The organism is Sporomusaceae bacterium ACPt, assembly GCA_041428575.1.
Taxonomy (GTDB): domain Bacteria; phylum Bacillota; class Negativicutes; order Sporomusales; family Sporomusaceae; genus Sporomusa_D; species Sporomusa_D carbonis.
Genome location: CP155570.1, coordinates 2399016 through 2414615 on the forward strand (window position 1 = coordinate 2399016; position 15600 = coordinate 2414615).

17 protein-coding genes and 2 pseudogenes are annotated in these 15600 nt (G+C 44.4%); 1 reads left to right on the forward strand and 18 read right to left on the reverse strand.

Translation table 11 applies throughout. From position 1 onward, the window contains the following. Window positions 1-156 precede the first annotated feature (156 nt). The 7 genes from SCACP_RS12385 to SCACP_RS12415 form a co-directional block, all read right to left on the reverse strand. Window positions 157-1158, reverse strand: a complete 1002-nt coding sequence (locus tag SCACP_RS12385) for an alpha-ketoacid dehydrogenase subunit beta (protein ID WP_425057872.1) — start codon at window positions 1156-1158, stop codon at window positions 157-159. Next, window positions 1158-2132 carry a thiamine pyrophosphate-dependent dehydrogenase E1 component subunit alpha gene (locus tag SCACP_RS12390; RefSeq protein ID WP_425057873.1) on the reverse strand — a complete coding sequence of 325 codons (975 nt, stop codon included), beginning with the start codon at window positions 2130-2132 and terminating at the stop codon, window positions 1158-1160. Before SCACP_RS12390 ends, SCACP_RS12385 begins: the two co-directional genes overlap by 1 nt. A 317-nt stretch (window positions 2133-2449) precedes the next feature. Continuing rightward, window positions 2450-4426 (reverse strand): sigma-54-dependent Fis family transcriptional regulator, encoded by a 1977-nt coding sequence (locus tag SCACP_RS12395; RefSeq protein WP_425057874.1) that lies wholly within the window; start codon window positions 4424-4426, stop codon window positions 2450-2452. Between the two features lie 175 nt (window positions 4427-4601). Beyond that, window positions 4602-4835 (reverse strand): DNA methyltransferase, encoded by a 234-nt coding sequence (locus SCACP_RS12400; protein WP_425057875.1) that lies wholly within the window; start codon window positions 4833-4835, stop codon window positions 4602-4604. An 80-nt stretch (window positions 4836-4915) separates the two neighbouring features. Further along, window positions 4916-5038, reverse strand: a complete 123-nt coding sequence (locus tag SCACP_RS12405) for a hypothetical protein (protein WP_425057876.1) — start codon at window positions 5036-5038, stop codon at window positions 4916-4918. 240 nt (window positions 5039-5278) lie between these two features. Continuing rightward, entirely contained in the window at window positions 5279-5635 is a 357-nt protein-coding gene (locus SCACP_RS12410; protein ID WP_425057877.1) for an HNH endonuclease, read from the reverse strand. Between the two features lie 355 nt (window positions 5636-5990). Then, on the reverse strand, window positions 5991-7922 hold the full coding sequence (locus SCACP_RS12415) for an FAD-dependent oxidoreductase (protein WP_425057878.1): 1932 nt from the start codon (window positions 7920-7922) through the stop codon (window positions 5991-5993). A 263-nt stretch (window positions 7923-8185) separates the two neighbouring features. Here SCACP_RS12415 and SCACP_RS12420 point away from each other — a divergent pair, with 263 nt between their 5' ends. Beyond that, entirely contained in the window at window positions 8186-8764 is a 579-nt protein-coding gene (locus SCACP_RS12420) for a TetR/AcrR family transcriptional regulator (RefSeq protein ID WP_425057879.1), read from the forward strand. Window positions 8765-8990: 226 nt separating this feature from the next. Here the strand turns inward: SCACP_RS12420 and SCACP_RS12425 are convergent, their stop codons facing one another. The 11 genes and pseudogenes from SCACP_RS12425 to SCACP_RS12475 form a co-directional block, all read right to left on the reverse strand. Then, window positions 8991-9140 (reverse strand): transposase, encoded by a 150-nt coding sequence (locus tag SCACP_RS12425; protein ID WP_425057880.1) that lies wholly within the window; start codon window positions 9138-9140, stop codon window positions 8991-8993. 275 nt (window positions 9141-9415) lie between these two features. Then, complete coding sequence (locus SCACP_RS12430; protein WP_425057881.1) at window positions 9416-9736, reverse strand: type II toxin-antitoxin system RelE/ParE family toxin; 321 nt, start codon at window positions 9734-9736, stop codon at window positions 9416-9418. Further along, the gene (locus tag SCACP_RS12435; RefSeq protein WP_425057882.1) at window positions 9723-9989 is read right to left on the reverse strand and encodes a type II toxin-antitoxin system Phd/YefM family antitoxin; all 267 of its coding nucleotides are present in this window, start codon (window positions 9987-9989) and stop codon (window positions 9723-9725) included. The genes SCACP_RS12430 and SCACP_RS12435 overlap by 14 nt, the downstream gene beginning before the upstream one ends. Before the next feature lie 194 nt (window positions 9990-10183). Further along, window positions 10184-10417 (reverse strand): annotated as a pseudogene (locus SCACP_RS12440) (terminase TerL endonuclease subunit); the annotation flags it as partial. A 257-nt stretch (window positions 10418-10674) separates the two neighbouring features. Continuing rightward, a complete protein-coding gene (locus tag SCACP_RS12445; protein ID WP_425057883.1) occupies window positions 10675-10824 on the reverse strand; it encodes a hypothetical protein in 150 nt (49 codons plus the stop codon). Window positions 10825-11134: 310 nt separating this feature from the next. Next, entirely contained in the window at window positions 11135-11356 is a 222-nt protein-coding gene (locus SCACP_RS12450) for a class I SAM-dependent methyltransferase (protein WP_425057884.1), read from the reverse strand. 153 nt (window positions 11357-11509) lie between these two features. After that, window positions 11510-12001 (reverse strand): hypothetical protein, encoded by a 492-nt coding sequence (locus SCACP_RS12455; RefSeq protein WP_425057885.1) that lies wholly within the window; start codon window positions 11999-12001, stop codon window positions 11510-11512. A gap of 40 nt (window positions 12002-12041) precedes the next feature. After that, entirely contained in the window at window positions 12042-12815 is a 774-nt protein-coding gene (locus tag SCACP_RS12460) for an IS1634 family transposase (protein WP_425057886.1), read from the reverse strand. 319 nt (window positions 12816-13134) lie between these two features. Further along, a complete protein-coding gene (locus SCACP_RS12465) occupies window positions 13135-13311 on the reverse strand; it encodes a hypothetical protein (protein ID WP_425057887.1) in 177 nt (58 codons plus the stop codon). Window positions 13312-13482: 171 nt separating this feature from the next. After that, window positions 13483-14871, reverse strand: a complete 1389-nt coding sequence (locus tag SCACP_RS12470) for an ISLre2 family transposase (protein ID WP_425057888.1) — start codon at window positions 14869-14871, stop codon at window positions 13483-13485. Between the two features lie 216 nt (window positions 14872-15087). After that, window positions 15088-15427: pseudogene (locus SCACP_RS12475) on the reverse strand (terminase TerL endonuclease subunit); the annotation flags it as partial. Window positions 15428-15600 lie beyond the last annotated feature (173 nt).

Consider the following 15600-nt stretch of genomic DNA (forward strand, 5'->3'; position numbering starts at 1 on the left):
CTTTTTCTTTCTGCTTAAGATACCTCCAACGCCAACTACTTGCCGTTGGAGGTATCCTGTTCTTTCTCTTGCCTGTTGATAAGTCCTAAAATACTATGATTTATTGCTACATCCTTTACGAGAACCTGTAGGAAACTGTTACCCGCCTGTTCACTGTTACTCTTGAACAAGAGCTTTGGCCGCGGCGTAGATTTTCTTTTCATTCGGAAGAACAAAATCTTCCATCGGATGGCTAAACGGAATCGGCACATCGGGAACAGCCAAGCGTTTGATTGGAGCCTCCAGATCATAAAGACCTTTTTCGGCGACCACAGCCGCAATCTCGCCGCTCATGCCATAACTTAAATAATCTTCATCAACAATCAGGAGGCGGTGCGTCTTGGCTACCGAGGTGAGGATTGTTTCTTTATCGAGAGGCACGAGGGAACGCAGATCGATAATTTCCGCTTCAATACCCTCAGCACTCAATTTATCGGCAGCTGCTAACGCCCGATGAACCATTAAGGAGGCAGTCACGATTGTCAAATCTTTTCCGGAGCGCTTGATGTCGGCTTTACCGAGAGGAAGCGTGTAGGGTTCTTCCGGCACTTCCCCTTTCACTCCAAACGGCAGCCAATCCAGGCCGGCCAAAAGCTTGTGTTCGAAGAACATGACCGGATTATCATCGCGGATTGAACTAATCAGCAACCCTTTGGCATCATAGGGAGTCGACGGAACCACAACTTTGATTCCCGGTACATGGGCAAATAGCGAATAAAGGATTTGGGAGTGCTGGGCTGCATCGCCGTAACCGCCCCCGATAGCTGTCCGCAAAACCATGGGAACGGAGAAGTTACCACCGGACATATAGGTTATTTTCGCCATGTGGTTAAAAATCTGGTCCATGGCTACGCCGAAAAAGTCCACAAACATCAGCTCGACAATCGGGCGCAACCCTTCCATGGCTGCTCCTATGCCGGCGCCAATAAAAGCTGATTCTGAGATCGGTGTATCGATGACACGGTCCGGACCAAACTTGTCATAGAGCCCCACATCCGTGCCAAAAATTCCCCCGTAGCGGCCAACATCCTCGCCCATGAGAAATACCCGTTCATCCCTTTCCATCTCTTGGGCCATAGCTTCACTAATCGCCTCGGCAAAAGTCAATATCCGGCTCATTATCTGACACCTCCTTCAACGAAAACATCTTCTAAGGCCTCTTCCGGTTTGGGCCACGGTGAAGTTTCCGCAAATTTTATGGCTTCCTCGATCTCCGCTTGGCGTGCCTCTTTGATTTTCACCAACTCTTCAGCGCTAACCCCATACTCTTCAAGGAGAACCTTCTCCAGGCGGATAATCGGCTCATTTCTTAAGGCTTCCTCGTGTTCTTCCTTGGGCTTGTACACCTCCGGATCACCCTCGAAGTGCCCCATTAAACGGTAGGTTGTAAATTCAAGCAACGTCGGTCCTTCTCCCTTCCGCGCCCTTTCCACAGCAGCCTTGGTAGCCTGATATACCTCGGCCACATCGTTACCATCGGCAGCAACCCCAGGAATACCGTAACTTACTGCCCGGTCCGCATTACTCTTAATAGCGGTTGACATTTCTTTGGTAACGGAAATTCCGTAACAATTGTCCTCGCAGACAAAAATTACCGGCAGCTTCCACAAGGCAGCTAAGTTTAAACTTTCATGGAATGTTCCTTGGTTAGCGGCCCCATCCCCAAAGAAAACTACCGATACACTATCCAGACCTTTCCGTTTAAAGGCCAAGCCGGAGCCAACTGCCAAAGGCAGACCAGCCCCAACAATTCCACCGCAGCCAAATTTTATTGATGGATCAAATAGATGCATGTGTCCGCCTTTGCCCTTGCAAAGCCCGGCTTTCCGGCCAAACAATTCCGCCGTCATCTTTTTCAGATCGACACCCTTGGCTATCATGTGTCCATGAGCGCGGTGCGTACTGGAAATAGCGTCATCCGCCCGCAAGTTGGCGCAGACACCTACCGCGATAGCCTCTTGACCATTAGAGAGGTGCATTTCGCCCGGGATTGCGCCTTTGCCGTAGATCTCTCCAATTTTGCTTTCAAAAAGCCGGATAAGTACCATTTGGGAATACATTTTGATTAGTTCTTCCTTGGTCAGCTTTGCCATTACTAAATATCCCTCCTTCAGTCGTTTGCTCAATTATTTATGCATTTTTCGTGCCAACAGGGAAAACCAGGCTTGGGCCAAGCCCCCTGGCGCAGGCCTATACCTTAATTGCTTTGGATTACCGTCCCTTGGATTAAGAAAAGTCGGGAGACTCGGCTGGTCTCCCGACTTAATCAATTGGTTCCTTAAGCTGTCTGCGAAGATTGTTTCACTCTGAAACGTTTCATTATGAAATATTGTTTCAGTTAGAAACATTCACAACTCTTGTTTTAGACAGAATACTTTGTTTCTTTTCTTCCGCGGGTGCAGTCACTTTCTTACAGCTTCATATCTTTATATTCCTTAATCCTTCGATACAAAGTTGTCCTCCCAATTCCCAGGCGCTTGGCTGCTTGGGTCATATTATTGTTACATTCGTTCAATACCTGTAAGATAAGTTGTTTCTCCACAGCCGCTAATTCCAAGCAGGAATTGTTACGGTTTGCCTCTGTAATTATGGTCTTGTTAACGGAGCCGGTAATTTCCGGAGGTAACAGGTCCGGAGTAAGGGTCTCGCCCAACGCCAGATTGATTGCACGCTCGATCACATTTTCCAACTCTCGGACATTACCTGGCCAATCATACTCACTCAAAATCCGGAGAAATTCATTGTCAATACGTTTCACCTCCATGCCCATTAGGCGATTGTACTTTTCGATAAAAAACCAAATCAGGGTCGGAAGGTCGTCCTTGCGGTTCCGAAGGGGAATCATCTGTATTGTTAATACATTTAAGCGATAGTACAAATCTTCCCTAAACTTCCCGTTCTGAACCATTTCCAGCAAATTTCTATTAGTAGCCGCGATAACTCGGACATCAACCGGTATGTCGGTTTGTCCACCGATGCGCCGGACACGTTTTTCTTCCAAAACCCGCAACAAATTGACCTGCATGTCGAGGGGCATATCCCCAATCTCGTCCAAGAAAAGGGTACCCCCGTCAGCTAACTCGAACTTGCCGGGATTACCCTCCTTTTTGGCGCCTGTGAATGCCCCGGCAGAGTAGCCAAACAACTCACTGCCAATCAACTCGCGGGGTATGGCGCCGCAATTGAGATCGACAAAAGGGCCCTGGCGCCGCCGGCTTGCATTATGGATGGCTTGGGCAAACATTTCTTTGCCTGTGCCACTCTCACCCAACAATAATACGGTGGAGGTACCGAGGGCCGCCCTTTTCGCCATTTCGATGCTCTCTTGGAAACGTTGATTATTACCTTTTAGATCCTGAAAAGTAAACCTGGCCCGGGCTCCGACGATCTTATGCACCAGCTTTTTAACGTTCTCCATCTTTTTGAGAATAAACAATACCCCTGTCACTTGACCGTTAACTTTAATGTCGCGGAAAGTCATCGTACAGTGAATCTTACCGCGGCTGGTTCTGAGATATACCTCCTGATCTGTATTAAATAGGTTGGCATGAAAAATATTCTTAAAATCGAGATGATCAATAATAAAGACATTAATGTTTTTATTGAGGATCTTGTCTGCAGTCATCCCTAGAATATCTTCTACCGCCCAATTAAACTTGGTAATATTTCCGGCGGTGTCGGTCGCAATGACCCCGTCTGTCATGGAATCCATCATAGCATTCAACAAGTTATTAGTAACACTCAAATTATCGGATATTTTTTTGAGCCGCAGGAGATTTTCTATAGCATTAGCAGCGGCTACCGCCATACCCAGAGTATGCTGGTTTACTTTGATATAGTGTCCGGATAAGTTTAGGACCCCAATCTTCTTCCCTTCTTCATCATGGAGCGGTACAGCGGAGCAAGTCCAGCTTTTACATCCCACACAATAATGTTCTGAAGCAAAGAGTTGAACCGGACTGTCTATAACCAGGGCTGTTCCAATGGCGTTAGTTCCTATAGACTCCTCACTCCAATTTGCTCCGGGCATAAAGTTTATAATGCTGGCCGATTCCAAGACGTGCTTATCACCAACCACATGAAGCAGATAACCTTCTTCATCACAGAGAATGACGACAAAGCCCGATCCTTTCACAGATTCGTACAAGTTGTCCATTACACCGAGCGCGACATCGATCAACTCTTGTTTTTGTTTGATTCTATTAAGGAGTAACTCACCTTTTAAAATGATTTTCCCCTTTTTTATGTATGGGGTTATCCTCAAATTTTTGCAGCGCCTCCAGGAATCAGCCACCATCTTTCTGACAACTCCGGGATCGATTTCATCTCGGGCCAGGAAGTCTTCCCACGCTTTTAAAATAGCCCTGTTCCTTTCCTCAATGTCCATCTCCTATTACCCCCGCTATTGAATCTGTCGCCAAAATCGCACTTAATAACTATATGAAATCCAATAAAGATTTTTTTTTAGGCGTGTTGTTAGTAACGCTCCACCGCTGGCGCTTGACTTACGCTTATACTAACAACACGCTTGTACATCTTTATTGGATACTATATAGATTTAGTTACTTTCCGAATCTAAGTGCCTGTTTGCCGGTAAATTTCTCCCAGCGCTTTACCGCCAGGTCGCAGTATACCGGACTGATTTCCATGGCGTAGCAGCTTCTTTCCAATTGCTCGGCGGCAATGATGGTGGTGCCGCTGCCTAAAAACGGCTCCAGCACTATGCCGCCCCGGTCGGAGTGTATTTTGATGCACCGCCAGGGCAGCTTTTTTGACTTCTGCCACTCTGCCGCCACCTGCCTATTTTCTCATTGTTAAAAGCCTCTCCATTGCGTCCTGATTCGGACTGCCTTTATATTCCTGAGCGCAGTTGTCTTTAACCTTTGCTCCAAGCGGCGTCCGTTTGCTTTAAATATAGAATCGCCATCTGCACAGAGGGCGATTGCATCGGCTGGCCGGTTGTCGGATGCTTGGCCAAAAGACCATGTTTGGTATTCATGCCTTCACCTGCTTTTCGCTTGCCAAATATCGCCGTATCTGTTCAAAACATATATATCCCGGGGCGAGTTAAAAATACCCTTAAACCTTTGCTGTTACTGGGTTTATAGGCTGCGGAATCCGCGCCCTATACCCCCTTTTGATTTCGCGATTTTTTGCGCGTTGCCGCGCGCCCGCTCTGGGGAAACATATCCCAGAGATTGGAAGCCCCCTCCCTCTTGGCACTGCCTCCCATTTTGGCTTATATCATTTTTCTGTCCTTCAGCCCTTTTACATCATCGTGATAGCGGCAAAGGCTTTGCAGATTGTTCATATCCCAAGCCGCACCGCCTTCTTTGATGGGCACAATATGGTCAACCACCGTTGCCGGTACCACCTTGCTTTCTTTGGCGCAATGCTCACACAAGGGATCGCGGCTAAGTTTTTGCTGCCGCAGTTTTTTCCACTGGTGGAAGCCGTAAAACCTCTTGCTGGCGGCATCCCGTTTAAAGCGGTTGTATTCTTTATATTCATCCTTACGGTGCCAGTCGCAATATAAGCCGTCAGTTAATTCCGGGCATCCGGGCTGGGAGCACGGCCGTTTTGGTTTTCTGGGCATGCTGGCTTCCTCCGTTTTAAATCAATCTTTACGCATTCTGGGAACATGCAGAATATCCACTTGGGCGTGATCCATGTTACCCATACGCAGCGTTTGCATTTATGCATAAGGCCACCTCGATTTTGGGCAATAAAAAATACAAGATGATGGGACGTAATATTCTTATAATGAACAACAGTAATACATTCGATATTACTATACAAAATTAACAGGATACATGCTAATATGTATCCTGTTAATTTTGTATTTTCATATTTCGTTTTACATGCAATTTTTAGTGCGATCTGCCATGCGTGCACATAAAAATTGAATCTGTCTGACTTGTAGTAATATCCTCTTTAAATTCTCTAAATAATTAAGCATTCATACCTGCAAGGAACCCTTCACGTACCGCATCAAGGGCATTTCGTATTTTTAAAGCATCGCCGATTACTTTGACATTAGTTTTGTCTTCAAGTTCCTTTGCAAGGACAGAATTTGAGTTTACGCCTAATGCCAGAATTATTGTATCAGCAGCGAAATCAAATATTTCCCCGTCCTTCTGAAATTTTGCACCTTTTTCGTTTATTTCTATTACCTTGGTGCCTTTCATTACCTGGATGTTTTTCTCCTCTATAAACTTTAGAAGAAATTCACGGCGTGTGCCTTCTTCATCAGTAGCTATTTCAGGAAGGATTTCTACTATGGCAACCTGTTTACCCTGCATAGCAAAATGAGTAGCCGTTTCACAACCAATCATTCCGCCACCTGCTACAAGAACCTTTCCCTTAACAGTAACTTTTCCTGCTAGTGCATCCTGTGCAGTCACTACATTAGCACCATCTATACCCGGAATAGGAAGCTTTGCAGGAGTAGAACCTGTAGCTATTATTACTACATCAGGCTTTTCTTCATCGCAAAGAGCAGAAGTATATTCTGTGTTAAGCTTAATATTTATACCAAGTTTTTTAATTTGTCTTGCCAACCATGATGAAAGATAAGCCATGTTGCCTTTAAATGGAGGGATAGGAGCTAGACTGAACTGTCCTCCCAGTCTGTCAGATTTTTCATAAAGAGTCACGTTATGACCTGCTAAAGCTGCAGCTCTTGCTGCTTCCATACCTGCAAGACCTCCACCTACAACTGTTACTTTCTTTGGAGTTTCTGCTTTCTTTGTTTCATTGAGATATTCAAATCCTAAAGTTGGGTTTACAACACAGCGGATAGGCTCATTATTGAATAGTCTTGCAAGACATCCCTGCTGACAGCCTATACAGTGTCTTATATCATCGCAGCGGCCTTCGGCAAATTTGTTTGGAAGCTCAGGGTCGGCAAGAGAACCTCTACCCATTGCTACAAGGTCAGCTTTGCCTGATGCCAATATAGTTTCCGCCATACGAGGGTCATTTATTCGTCCTACTGTTATAACTGGTATATTTACAACCTTTTTAACTTCCTCTGCAAGGTTTACAATCCAGCCGTTAGTTACATTAAGGGGAGGAATTACAGCCCATGTGCTGCCATATACACCTGCGGAAACATGAATAGCATCAACACCTGCTTTTTCAAGCATTGTTGCAATAAGCTTTGTTTCTTCAATTGTACGTCCCCCTGGCATGAATTCGTCACCAGATACACGGAATATAATTGTAAAGTCTTCTCCGCATTTTTTGCGAATGTCTGATATAATTTCAAGAGGGAAACGCATACGATTTTCAATAGGTCCACCATACTCGTCGCAACGTTTATTGGAATAAGTTGACATAAATTGAGCTATAAGATAGCCGTGAGCTCCATGAACTTCGACACCGTCAAAACCGCATTTTTTTGCTCTGAGAGCTGTGTCACCAAATTCAGATACTATTTTTTTTATTTCAGGAATGGTAAGTTCATGAGGTATATATCCCATAACAGGACATGGTATAGGTGAAGCGGAAACAGGCTGCTGCCCGATAACATCATATGAAGCCTGACGTCCTGCATGATAAATCTGTGCTACGATTTTAGCGCCATATTGGTGAACACGCTGTGTAAGCTTTGCATGTCCTTCCATTTGTTCATCTTTCCATAAACCTGCTGTCCAAAAACCTCTGCCTAGAGGGTCAACGGCATAGTCTTCTGTTATGATGAGTCCCCAACCGCCCTTTGCTTTAGCCTCATGGTAAGCGATATATTGCTCTGTTGCAAAGCCATCATGGTCGCAGAATACTGTAACCATGGGGGAAACAACTAATCTATTTTTAAGCTTTGTGCTGCCGATTGTTATTGGAGCAAATAAAGGACTTGAATTTAAAGTTTTGATTGACATAGAAAAACCTCACTTTCGTATATTATTAACAATATGTTTTATGAAAAAAGAGTAACTGGTCGGCCACTTGATAATTATATCAAGTGGTGACCTGAGGGTCAAGCATTAAATATTTTTGATCAAATCTTGATTATATATTATCAACTGATAAATCTTGATTATATATTATCAATTGATATAATTAATTAAGTATTATAAATTATATCCGGTTTACAAGTTATATGTGAACTGGTGTAAATCATAGGAAACAGGAGATAATTATTATGCCGGTATCACCAGAGACAAGTAAAAGAATACAAACTGAACGCCGCAAACAGATATTAGATGCAGCATTGATACTGTTCGATGAAAAAGGATATGCCAATACTCGTGTAGAGGATATAGCTCAGACTATAGGGGTAAGCAAAGCCCTGATATTCAAATACTTCCCCTCAAAAATAGATATTTTTAAAGCTATTACAGAATATATAGAAACTTGCCTTGTAGATGTTTTAAACGGGCCAACCCCGACGGATTCCTTAAGGAATTTCGGGCTTAAAATTACTTCTACAACCAAAGACTATATCCCACCAATGAGGATATATATTGCAACTTTTATAAGGGGAGAACTTCCAATAGATATGCAGGAGAACTTTCTCCGTAATAGTTTTGCAAAAAAATGGCTGGCTCCTATTATACGTCAAGGGCAGGCAAATGGTGAATTTCGTGAAGGTGATCCGGAAGAACTAGCAGATGCATTTTGGCTTTACATGTTCGGTGCAGTTGCAAATTATATTCATAACAGGAACAATGCTGCATCTATGCCTAATATAGAAATTTCTCTAAGAATGCTGAAAAAATAATTTACTAAACTATCAGGGAAAGTTCAATAACCTATATAGTATATCTTTCTATTATCAAATAGACAATCAAAACTGAACTACCCTGCACTGAAGTACAGGGGTTATTATTGCGACTCGAAGTCGCGGTTACGGCTAAAGCCGTTTAAAAAGCAAGGACTGAAAGTCCGTGTCTAAGACTAAAGTCATCTGGAAGACCTATTGCTATAAGCAATCTAAAGCCGTATTGTCACTCCAATAGCCTCACACCCTGCCGGATCAATTCACGCAGCCTTTCCCCTACAGCTTTATTTAGCACATGATAACGATATTTCGTGACCCACACTACATGATACTTGATATCACAGACTGTGTGGCTCCCTTTTCGATAGTCTGCCATTTTATGTCACCTCACTTTCATTCTACCAGGTGACACTCCTTTGGTCTATTGGGCTGAAAGCGATACGGACTGAAGTCCGTGGTTTTTACCACGCGCATTGAAAATAAAGCTTTATCCATGGATTGCTCAAGTCTTGATACCCACGGAACGATTGTGTTGTCTATAAAGAAAGAAAAGCGGGCAAGAAAAAAGCATCTGTCATAAACAGACGCTCAATGCCGATTTTATTCTTTAGCCAAAAGCCGAAATAAACAACCGTTTCATCCGCCCGTACTTTATAAGATATCTTGATACTTACTCGCACCATAAAGAATACGCATGATGACAACTTGCTCTTCGACTTCATTTACCAGATAAAAGACCAGATAATTATCTACGATTAGTTTCCGATACCCTCTTGCTTTGAGTGGTTCATCCAACACATACTGACAAGAAAATGGGTATTCTTTTAATCGCAGGATCGCTTTTTCTATGTTATCTGCTAACTTGTTCGCTGCAACGGGGGCCGACAATGTGCCGAAGATATACTCATAGATTTCATCTAAATCTTCTTCGGCTTTAGGGGTAAATTGCAAACGGTAATTATGCGCTGACATACTTTTTCCTCAACTTCTTGAATACTTCTTCTCCATCTAATAAAGGAGTACCATCAGCAAGTTGCTTTTCCGCTTCAGCAAGTTTTTTATACACTCCCACAAGAGCCATTTGCCGCTCATAGGTTTCCATACTCATGATAACCAAATCTCCATAGCCATTTTTGGTAATGAAGATAGGCTCTTGTCGCTTGTGGCACAATTCAGATATTTCCGTGGTATTTCTCAAATCAGTAATCGGTCTGATTTCAGGCATTTCATATCACCTCTCCAAATCGCTCTGTCATTATTATAGCATAATTATGTGCAAAGCAAAAGAAGCGCTCTGCCTGCTTTAACCCCTAGACTTGACACACGCCATGTCGTCCAGTAAACTATGGCTAACCGAGCTCACCACGCCTCTTCAACGAAAGCGTACCAGGGTGGGACTTTTTTTATGCAGGATATTTATCACAACACCAATATCCCTCTCCCATCATAGACACTAGTTTTATTGTCATTCCTTATCGCTCTGTCCAATGCCATAATTAACGCCACCGCGCCGTCAATCGGCTCGGTGGATTTTTCTTTATCCGGCTTGATGTTGCCCGCCGGGTCGGTCTTAACGTAGATATTGTCCATCATCCAATCAAGCACCGGCTGCCCGCCATGGGCTAATCTTTTTTCCATCACCAGCTTCATTAGGTAGCCACTTTCTTTCATCATGCCGAAAATATCCCGGATGATCTTGTCCTGCCACGGCAAAAGGTCAAACGGCACGCCATGCCAGACGCCCTTGGTATGCTTGAGGGCGTTGATAAAGCCTACTGCGTGGTCGGCTTTAGCTTTGTCATAACGCGGCCAGCCTTGCTTTTTTCTTGCCAAACGCCCTCACCTCCCGAAAAAAGGCAACGAAAAAAGGAAGCCTGGCGCGGCTTCCCACTGTTGGTATTTATATTCGCCTATTTCTTTATTGCAAACCGTCCTGCTTCAATTTCGTCCTCCAGCCTTTTCGCCAAACCCGCCGCTGCCAGTCCCTCTATTAACCGGCAACTTTTTTCCTCAATAGTCCGGGCGCTGATGTCAATGCCGAAACCGATAAACTTGAACACGTTTGCCGCTACATATGCAATATATTCTTACCGGCTTATTGCTGACCAGATGATACGGCCCGACGCCGAAGTTCATGCCTTGCTTTTTCCAGATGCGGATCCAAATAGGCCAGAAGCCGTTTTCATTATTGGGCCGGATTTAATTGATCGATGGCTATTTTCTGTAAGTTCAAGGTTTTGTCACCATCCTGCTACTTGTTCATTTTCAGCAGCCGTTCCATAGCATCATCATGTGGAGTGCCTTTATATTCTTGGGCGCAATTGTCTTTTACGACTGAGTATATCTTGTGCCACGCCGCATCCGTTTGCTTCAGAAACAAGATTGCCATCTGTACATATGGAGATTGTAGAGGGTAATATTTGAATAATGCTCAGATTTTTTCTTTGCGCGCTCAATCATTATATTGGATGAGTCTATCGCGGTAATGTGTCCATTTTCATTGATTACATTGCGCGAAAAAGGAATTAATACGCCAGTTCCGCAGCCCACATCCAGTATCAAATCGCTGCCACTAAAACCGATCAACTCCATCAGTTTATCGATTTTGTTTTTATCTGCGGAGCGATAGTCATCCCATCGCTCCGCTATATTATTAAAAAAACCTTCCTTGGGTTGTGCACAACAAGCGCCTCCCTGAGCTATCTCCGGAACAAATCCCCGGCGCCAATCAGTTTCCCGTAATGGCTATGCAATTGTTGAAGCTAACGGGTTCCCATTATTCACCTTGTTCTTTACCAGTGAATCCAATATTTTTTCGGCCTCTTCAACCAAATCAGGACACGAGTGGAATAGGTCTGCCCCTTTCCAATCAGCCAGAACCGCTTCAACTTTATAGGGAATGACTCCAATAATTGGTAAATCCCCCAGTGCTTCGACAATTAATGACAATCTTACGCCATGCAGTTTGCTCACTACGGCATACACTTTGTGTACACCAAGGTCTTTTGCCATCTTTGCAATAGCACGCGCTGTGGCAAGGCTGCGCTGTCCGGGCTCGACCACTATAATAAACGCATCAACTCCTTGTGCAGTTCCGCGTCCCAGATGTTCGAGTCCCGCTTCCATGTCCACTATAACGGCTTCGTTCGTATCAAGTACCAAATGATTCAATAGAGATTTTAACAACACACTTTCCGGACACGCACACCCAGTCCCTCCGGCGGTTTTGCCTCCCATTTGCAAAAGGTTTATTTTACCCTTTTTTACAATATATTTCTCAGGTATATCTTCTACATAAGGATTGAGGGTAAACCATTCCCCGAAGCTTCCGGGCACTGCACCGGTACGTTCTGCAATTCGGAATACCGTCAGGAGTTACCAGCAAGCCTAGTTCAACCTGCTTTAAATCCGGGCGATGCGTGCGGGAGTATCCGTACTCCGCGATTGGGCAGTGATGCCCTGTCAAATGTGTGCTGGTCATATCATAAAGCACTAAAGATAAACGGAAATTAAGCAAATGTGTAAGCTGGCTGTATAAATGACGCTCCAGTTCCGGTTTGATGTCCATGAGATAATCCAGAGCGCGGTAGAAATGTTGTAGCTGCCACTCGTGGGGTGCGTCCGGCAAATACATGTCCTCGATAGTTTTGAACAATTGAAACTTGCTGGAGGGATCGACCAGGCGATTAATCACCATCGCCTGCACGTAACCGGCTACGTCGAATGTAACGCCGCGATCCTTAAGGGCGTTAGAGATAGCCCCAGTCAAGCCCAATTGATCCCACAAAAATTGAACCACGTAAGGAACCCCAAACTGGAGGCAGTTACCGGGTTCCAAATCCTCAATAGAACCAGTAACACGGTTTTGTAGGAGCGACTCAAGCTTATAAATAAGCTGTTCTATTTCCTTATCAGAATACGCGTCAATGTTGCCAAGGCTTGCAATACGACGCTTTTTAACGGACTTACCTTCCCGGTATGACTCAACAATATGAAGATATCTGTAGGTTTTACCATCCGACTTTTTTGTGGATACAATTTGAGCAAACAAGAGACTCACCGCCCCAACATTTATCACCTACAATTATATCACGAAATTTCCGGAAGATAAAGATATCTATGGCGAAAATTCCAAAATAGTTTGACCTACACTTTTTGAGAAATTTCTGCAATAGCAAAGCCCGAAACCCGCGAAAATAGCGGATTCCGGGCTCGGGAAACATGAAAAAACGATCGTTAACTGTCAAAGATGAGTTCAAAAGCAATGGCTCTATCCTTTAAAAAATTTTCAATGTCACCATCTTTACTACACATAAAAATAGAAATAAGTTCCTGAGCTTTTTGCTCATCACTCATTTCTATTAGTTCTCTTAGCGAGATAACATTTGTTTTAATTTTACTTCACCTCGCCTTTTGCTTTCAGGCGATGTTAAGGTTCTATCTAGTTTCACATGATTCTTGGCAGGGGTAGCAATGATCTTGGTAAACGAATCTACAGCCTTTTTGCTATCCAGTGTGAAATCTTTAGTGAATGATGAAGTAGCCATTCTACACCCCTCCAATCCCAGAAATATTCAAAAGAAAAATAGCATTTCCTCATTATTATGATACGCAATAGCGTCAAATATGTCAATAAAATTCCTGATGTTTGATCGTGTCAAGACACTGTAGGAATTTTTTTGAAAAAGACATCGTCCTTTGACGAGTTAACATAATTTTTATGCAAGAGCCAGAGAGAGTCCCTGCAGCGCCTCATACAAAAAGCTTTTTGGCCCTTTTAATACCGGAATATTGTCCAATACCTCACGAGCTGCTTTTAGGCTATTCCTCTGTTTTTCTATGGTCTCTTCGGCAATCGTCAAGACCGGCAATGCTTGCGAACGTATGCGTTGTTGGTTTAGGTATTCCTCGGCTACTTCTTGCCCATTTGCCTGGCATACGCGTATATTGGCCATATGCTTGGCACCCTCACGGCTCCAGCCCATGGGCCGGCTGCTTAGTCGCGCCGACAATACATGGCTGACATGTCCTTCCGCACTGCACTTTACTTCTTTCTTTCGGTATAGTTCGGTAATTCCATCCCAATTGTTTTGGATATATCTCCACGCCTCTAATATGGCCTGTTTCCGACTCTCTGTGGCCGCAGCAGCTAACAGTTCCTTTATGATTTCTTGTGCCTTTTCACGGTTCCCAAACCTGAGCGCTCCCCTCAAGGCCTTGCCTTGCTCGTGATTGCCACCTACTGCCCGGCGAATATATTTCATCAAATGAAACCGGTCCAAAATAAATTTCGCTTTCGGAAATACTTGGACTGCACTTTTGATCCACGCTGCTCCGTCTCCCAGGATGTTCACTGTTTCTATTTGATCGATGTCATAACGCGCATCTACGGTTTCCCACACCCGTTCCCAGAACGTATCGGCATCTTCATCTACGCTGCTTAGGTAGATTGGGTTAATCAAACTACGACGCTTTTCTTCTTGCTGCCAACCTTCATGAATATATACTAACCGCACTTCCATAGCACGCCCGTGTTGACTGGCTACGTGGTCTTCATCGGCTTCAATATACAGGGTTTTCACGCGTTTGCGCTCGTCTGGTTTTGGGTTTATGGGTTGTTCAAATTCACGCACCGCGCGCAAAACCGTTTGACCGCTTACGGTTACGCCTCCGCATTCTTGCGCTACCTTCTGCGCGCTTTTTCGGTAAGCCAGTTCTCCCGCGCCTGCCACAAGCTTTGCTTTCACGTTATTATCTACCCGCATATGGTTTGTATAGCCCACTTGCTTGTCAACCAGGTAGGCATATTCCCCCGTTTCTTTATGGCGGTAGTATGTCCTTTTGTAGCTTACGGCGCCAAAGCAGGTGACGATTTCCTTACTGTCTCCAGTCCGGCAAACCTGCCACCCAGATCGTTTCCTTTTATCGTTTTTTATCTGTTGATCCAGTTCCTCTAAAACCTGCTTGGTGATTTCACGGCCTACTTCATGAAGTTTATCAGCTAATTTCCGCTGAAATTCCTCAAAACCCATTTTTCCTGATAAACTATTTAAAACCATTTCGACGATAGAAAGGAATATTGGCATGAGAACACGAATAATTTCCATAGAAGACAACACCTCTGAGTAATCAATTTTTGGTTACTCGTCCTTGGGCGGACGGTGTTGTCTTCTTCTCTTTTGTCATCAAAAATTCCTACAATAATTTTACACTAACCTGATGTTTACATAATACTATCGATATGAGCCGGTAATTTGTCCAACTCCGTACATCAAGCATCGAACAACATCTTAAAAAACCAAATGTCGTATTAAGGCTTCATATTACAGTACCAATATCCCTCTCCCATCATAGACACTACCCCCGTATTCTCATTCCTTATCGCCCTGTCTAACGCCATTATGAGCGCCACCGCGCCGTCGATGCGCCCGGTGGATTTTTCTTTGTCCGGCTTGATGTTGCCTGCCGGGTCGGTTTTGATGTAGATATTGTCCATCATCCAGTCCAGCACCGGCTGCCCGCCATGGGCTAATCTTTTTTCCATCACCAGCTTCATCAGTTCCTTGGTAGGCGGCGATATATCCTTATAGCCTTGGCCAAAAGCACTACGGTAAAGCCTAAGCCTTCCAGGTTTTGCGTCATTTGCACCGCGCCCCAGCGGTTTGCCTGCCAGGATATTTACCAAATTACGCAGCGTTATGCCGTTATGACCTTCAGTCGTGATCGTCACTGCCACCTGGCCTACAGCTGCTGCGCCGTTTTCTTGCAGCACCTTCAAGACCGCAAACATTTCCGGCAAATGATCTTCCGCCCGGCCCAGAGTAGTGATCGCGCCG